Origin of the sequence: Mycobacterium terramassiliense, assembly GCF_900157385.1 — a bacterium.
GTDB lineage: Bacteria > Actinomycetota > Actinomycetes > Mycobacteriales > Mycobacteriaceae > Mycobacterium > Mycobacterium terramassiliense.
Genome location: NZ_LT717695.1, coordinates 1 through 5,698, shown reverse-complemented (window position 1 = coordinate 5,698; position 5,698 = coordinate 1). Strand labels below are relative to the sequence as shown.

Here is a 5,698-nt window from a genome sequence, read left to right as displayed (position 1 = left end):
CTGCCTGGGTTGCTACTACACGTCCGGGGTGTACTGCTCGCCCGAGTAGCGAACCGGCCGCTTCGAAAGCCCCTACAGCAAAACCCAATGCACGACCTCAGGGCGCTGACTCAATTCAGCGCCCCCTATTTGTTTGCTTATGCCGGTTTGAAACACCGGGCAGATCGGTACTGTCCGGTTCCTTGCTCCGACGTGGCGCCGCCTCGCGGCCTATCGCCTCAGCCAGGCTGGAGATGATGGACCCGCTGACCGCCGACCGAAATCAGGATGTCAATCGATCGCCGCGGCGGTCAGGTACGTCAAAGCCGCTCGCCAAGACCATCTACGTCCACGAACTGCTCGATGGGTCGGCGACACTGACCAGCGGGCATGGCGCAGATCCGAGGCGGCGTTGTTGCTAGAAGAGTGGTCCCTTCCGCCGGTCGCCGAGGTCCGCTCTCATGAAAGCAAGCACGTCCTGGTGGTTGTCGCACCCCTTCTCCTGCATAAGGATCTGAATGTAACTGTCGTGCTGAAGGATCCGATCTGAATACCAGTGAGATTTCGCAACGCACACGCCATAGTCTGTCTGGCGTGGATAATCCACGAAGCCGTATCCCCCCTCGTTAAATTGTCTGATCAGGTCCTCGACGCTGTCACGTTCGAGGTCGTAGTGCATCCATCCCGGCACATCGCTCGCCTCAAGAGATTTTTCCAGCATTCGCACTGCGAAGCGCCCGTGCGTCGTGAAAATGAGCAGGCCGTTCGGCTTCAATGACTTGAGCAGATTGTCCATCAGTCCTTCGGCGACTTGCCGCGGAAGGTGGGTGAAAACCGACCCCAGCCACACGACATCGAAACGATCCGCCGGGATTTCACCTCCCGTGTCTTTGCAACCGAACTGCCTGACGCACCAGTCGACGCCGGCTTGGTCGCGATCGGTCACCCAGATCGCCGCTTCGGGAAAAGCGGCGCGGAACCAGCGGGCCACTCGTCCGTGTCCGCAGCCGAAATCGAAGACGTCCGAGATCGCCGCATTGCCACCAGGGTAGGTAGCCCGGAGGTTGAGCGCGTTGAGTACAACCGAAAGATCGGAGCGGCCTACGAATTCGTAGTGGCGCGCTGCCGCCGCCTTATACATCGTGTCGCCGTCCGAGACCGCGAGGTTCGGCCGCAAGCCGCGGATGAATTCATAAGAACCGGGCGAAAACATGGTCCGCACCGACTTTTCCTGCTGAAGCTTGTATTCTTTCCATTTGACGAAGGCGAAATAGACTTGCTCGGGTGGCAAGGCAGCGGCGGTGGTTACCCAGTGAGCGAACTCATCCGGTCCGGGATCTCGCTTCAGGACGGTGGCGTAGAGGCTGGCGACGTATTCCTCGGCGGCGGCGGGGCTCATGCGCGGCATTCTTTCAAATGCTTCTGACACGGGTGCCGAACCCGTTGAAACGCGAGCGTCCCCGAGCGTAGTCACGGGAATGGCGCCCAAGGCCTCGGTGGCGGCGATGTTCTCGTCCGACAGCGGAATGCGCGGATGGTTGGTCGACCCCTTGGGTCGTTCGATGTCAGTCATCGCACTCCTTGGGTTAGGCGATTTCTGCTCGCGGTCTTGACCGCGATCATCAAGACGTCCTGCTGCCCGCTCATACCGGTCGTTCGGCCGCACCCCGTGCCGTAGCGCAACGGTTCCCGGAGCTCAAGGCCGCATTCCCCATACAGATCCCTGACGAGGGCTTCGGGGTACGCGATCGCCGCTTCAGGATTTTCGACGTTGGTCGTTCGTGCACCTTGCATCTCATGCTCGAACTTGGTCCATCCCTTCCCCTCCTTGCTGAGGGCTGACGACTCCTCATTGAGCAGGAAGAAGGTGATCAGACTTCGCCCGCCCGGCTTCAGTACACGGACGATCTCGTACATATAGTGCTTCACGTCCGCTGGCAGCGTGTGCGTGAATACTGAGGCAAGCAACACTACATCGAACGACCCATGAGGACACGGGAAAGCGGAAGTCTCACGGCGTGTATTTCCTTGCGCGTTGTATCTTTTGTTCTGAACATCTGTGACTCTGAAATCGAAGTTGAGGTGTGATCCCGAGATGTTCTCCGCGCACCACGCGATTGCTTCCCTTGCGACATCGAAGCCGGCGTCGCGGTCCTCGCGGTTCAGGTAGCCGGTGAGCGGCAGACCCATCCGCCCTGAGCCGCAACCAACGTCGCGCACTGCGTCGCCTGGCTGCAACCCACATAGGTCAACCAAATAACCCGAGAATTCATCACCGGTTGCCTGGTACGCAGCGGGGCCACCAAGACTCACACAATCCTGAAGCTTCCGGGGCAGCAACTCGCCGGGCGAGCCGCAATTCGCTTTCGAAGTGCGATTCGAGCCCGGCCGAATACTCCCTGTCATGATGTAGTCAGCCGAATTTGTGCGCGGTTAGCTGGCTCGCGGGCTGTGAGGTGACGGTGAGGGCGGACTCGTACTCGGCCGGTGACTGGTAGCCCAGGGCTTCGTCCAGGCGTTCCCGGTTGTACGAGGCCACCCAACCAAAGCTGCCGCCGTCCGAGCAAGCGCGGAATCGCGCTTAACTCAACCACGCCGGGCTTCTCCGCACGTCTTGTAGCAGAAGTGTTTTTTGTTCCATAATGTGACGCATGGTGTACATGTGGTGTTCCCGCACCGAAGTACGTAAAGCGCCGCCGCGTAATATCTTGTCCATTGGTGGGGCGAGGCGGCGTTGACGACAACGAGTCCGGCGCGGCTCTCTGACCATATGCCGAATGGGGTGCGGCATCGGGTCAATGATTTACGGGAACCTGCTGTCCAAACTGATGACGGTTATGTACCGGATTCGTGGGGGTCGCGGACAGGACGCCGTCTATGAAACTTCTGCCCTCCGGACGGCAAAATAGGGCCTCGGAGTGCAGTGAAATATTGGGCCGATGATCGTTTCCCACCGCCATCGTTTCGTGCTTTTGGCCCCTTGGAAGACCGCGAGCAGTACAACCCACGCGCGGTTGCATGATTATAACGAGAGCCCTTACAGCCGCTTCTACGATTTCAACCCGCATCTTCAAAGGGTTGTGCATCAGCACCTGACCTATGCCGATTTCCGGATGCTCCCAGAATCGCGGTTAGGCTATGTCACGGGCGCCTTCATAAGAAACCCTTATGACCGGGTCTATTCGGGTTTCTTGCAACTTCAGAGGGATATCCGCGAGCAGCCGAACGCGCCTTTTCCAAACGCGTGGATCAAGGCGCTGGTCATGCGCCAATTGGCCGACAACGAAGCACAACTGATCGCCGCCGACTTCCAATTCGACAAGTGGCTTAGCTTGGTCGGAGAGAGCCAAGTTTATGAAATCGGCCGCAACTCAAGTTTTCCGCTACATCCCGCCCATTACTGGACGGGCATCTGTGGGCAGCAAATGGTCGATTTCATCGGAAAGGTCGAAAATTTCGAGAGCGACTTCGACCGGCTCTGCGCTCGCGTAGGTATCGACGTCGATCGCCGGCCAAACGCGAACGTGACCGCCGATTCCGCCGTAGGCGGTTCGCGCTACCGCTACGTAGACCGTATGGGCAGCACGTCGATCGGTAAGATCAACGCGCTGTTTGCCGATGACTTCGCGCTATTCGGCTACGAGAAACGGCCCGGCTGATCTGCTCATTTCACGCCACGGCTGTGCCACAACCTTGTTGACCAGCGAGCCGATACCTTCCAGCGACACCTCGACCGGATCGGGCGGCTGTATGGAGCGGCCCTGGTGCCATGTGGGTAATCCGAGGGCGTTGCGGCGCGGTGTCTCTAGCCGGCTGTTGATGGCGTGGGTGGGTCCGTTGGAGGCGTGGGGGTCGAAGAAGGCCGGGGTGTCGGCGGCGCCACGGGGGGCGGGCGAGTTGGGCGATCTCGTCCGATGCGGTGGGCACGCCACGGCGGATCGGGTTGATCAGTCTGGTCATGGCCGTGTTGCCGCGACGGCGGTTGGTGTCGACTTTGACGGCGAGGTGTTCCTCGGCGTCGAAAAGATTTGTGAGCCAGGCGTATTGAGGTATCAAGAGCAGCTCGGCCGGCAGCCCCGGTTCACGCTGCTGCTTTGCGCGACCGCGGACAGCAGATCCGCGCATCGGAGTCGCCTCACGCTCGAATCCCTCTCGAACCGGGTGCACGGGAACTGGCGGCTCGATATCTCCGCCGACCAGCCGGCCGCCGCGGCGTCCTGCCGGCGGCTGATCAAGGAATGTCCGGGGCTCGCGTACGGGAAAATCCTCACGGCCAACGCCGCAGCGTTATATTATGCGCCCTAACCTGCGATGATAGGTGTAAGAGGCGGTGACTCACGCGAAAATGGCTGACATCGAGCACGCAGAAACCGACCTGATGCCGCGCGGAGATGCGATCGCCGAAGTCGAATTCGACGCAGAATGGTACCTCGGCGCCTATCCGGATGTCGCCGAAGCGATCCGGGCGGGGTGGTTCAAGTCCGCCCTGGATCACTATCTCAGCCACGGGCACACAGAGGGCCGGCGCGCAACGCCCACCAGCACCACGGATTTGTCCGAGTTCGACGCCGTTTGGTATGCGAAGTCATACCCGCTGGCGGCCGAGGAATCTTCGCCGACCGACGCCGCGCTGCTGGAGCAGCACTACAATCGCATCGGCCGCCATCGCGGCTACAAGCCGAATCCGCGGGCCCTACGGCCGAAGAACGCGGCCGCCATGCCTTCCCCTTATGGCGGCCTGTGGATCGATCAGGCGAACGCCCTGGACCTGATCCGCGGCAAGTACGAACTGGGCAACATCACCACCGATGAAGCGCGGGACCTGGAGAGCCTTGTCCTGGACGGTTACGTCGTGCTGAAGAACGCCGTTCCGAGCGTGATCCTGGACCGCGCCACTGAGGTGCTAGAAGCGGCCTATGACGGTCGCTATCCCCAGGTCTGCTTCGAGTGCGGGTCCATCGCCCCCGGCCACCTCGCCTGGCAGGCGAAGATGAGCGAGGTGCCGGCCAAGGCTCTGGATCTGCACTGGCATTTCGACGAGATCCGCGATCTCGGCTTCGCCCCGGCGGTGGCCCGCTTCCTCCACCTGCTGTTCGAGCGACCCGCCTCGGTCTCGCAGTCGCTGGGTTTTTACCGCGGCTCGGCCCAGCCGATACACCAGGATTCGGCCTATGTCGCCTACTCCATTCCTCAGCAGTTCTGCGCCGCGTGGTTCGCGCTCGAAGACGTAAAGCCCGACGCGGGCGAGTTGATGTACTTCGTGGAAAGCCATCGCAAGCTGCCGGAGTTCAGCCACGCCGAGCGCTTCAAGAGCATGACGGACGCGCAGCTCGTCGGCGTCAGCTGGGATCTGCTCAAGGATGAGGACGCCAAGCACCTCAAAGCGATTCAAAGCGAGGCTCAGCGCCTCATGCTCAAGCGCGAAACCTTCATGGCCAAGCGCGGCGATGTACTAATTTGGCACGCAGAACTCGCCCACGGCGGTCGCCCGATCTCCACCAGCGCCACCCGCAAGAGCGTGGTCTTCCACTACTCGCCAAGCGAAATCGTGCCCCTCTACACCGAGACCCGTTCGGTGCAGTTGAAGCGCCACTGCCTGGGTTGCTACTACACGTCCGGGGTGTACTGCTCGCCCGAGTAGCGAACCGGCCGCTTCGAAAGCCCCTACAGCAAAACCCAATGCACGACCTCAGGGCGCTGACTCAATTCAGCGCCCCCT

Annotated in this window: 6 protein-coding genes; 3 read left to right on the top strand and 3 right to left on the bottom strand. The window is 60.9% G+C overall.

The window, feature by feature from the left end; translation table 11 throughout:
* Nucleotides 1-397 precede the first annotated feature (397 nt).
* Genes MTAB308_RS00080 through MTAB308_RS30160 form a run of 3 tightly spaced genes read right to left on the bottom strand, consistent with a single transcriptional unit; the run spans nucleotide 398 to nucleotide 2,518 of the window.
* Nucleotides 398-1,552, bottom strand: a complete 1,155-nt coding sequence (locus MTAB308_RS00080) for a class I SAM-dependent methyltransferase (RefSeq protein WP_077096697.1) — start codon at nucleotides 1,550-1,552, stop codon at nucleotides 398-400.
* On the bottom strand, nucleotides 1,549-2,385 hold the full coding sequence (locus MTAB308_RS00075) for a class I SAM-dependent methyltransferase (protein WP_108637156.1): 837 nt from the start codon (nucleotides 2,383-2,385) through the stop codon (nucleotides 1,549-1,551). Before MTAB308_RS00075 ends, MTAB308_RS00080 begins: the two co-directional genes overlap by 4 nt.
* A gap of 7 nt (nucleotides 2,386-2,392) precedes the next feature.
* Nucleotides 2,393-2,518: a hypothetical protein gene (locus MTAB308_RS30160; protein ID WP_281253057.1), complete on the bottom strand. Its 126-nt coding sequence runs from the start codon at nucleotides 2,516-2,518 to the stop codon at nucleotides 2,393-2,395.
* A 400-nt stretch (nucleotides 2,519-2,918) separates the two neighbouring features.
* On the opposite strand from MTAB308_RS30160, the gene MTAB308_RS00070 reads away from it, so the two are divergent.
* The 3 genes from MTAB308_RS00070 to MTAB308_RS00055 all read left to right on the top strand — a co-directional run bounded on the left by MTAB308_RS00070 (nucleotide 2,919) and on the right by MTAB308_RS00055 (nucleotide 5,620).
* A complete protein-coding gene (locus MTAB308_RS00070; protein ID WP_077096694.1) occupies nucleotides 2,919-3,638 on the top strand; it encodes a sulfotransferase family 2 domain-containing protein in 720 nt (239 codons plus the stop codon).
* Between the two features lie 238 nt (nucleotides 3,639-3,876).
* A complete protein-coding gene (locus MTAB308_RS00060) occupies nucleotides 3,877-4,284 on the top strand; it encodes a hypothetical protein (RefSeq protein WP_157900877.1) in 408 nt (135 codons plus the stop codon).
* Between the two features lie 40 nt (nucleotides 4,285-4,324).
* Nucleotides 4,325-5,620 carry a phytanoyl-CoA dioxygenase family protein gene (locus MTAB308_RS00055; protein WP_077096690.1) on the top strand — a complete coding sequence of 432 codons (1,296 nt, stop codon included), beginning with the start codon at nucleotides 4,325-4,327 and terminating at the stop codon, nucleotides 5,618-5,620.
* The last annotated feature ends 78 nt before the right edge of the window (nucleotides 5,621-5,698 follow it).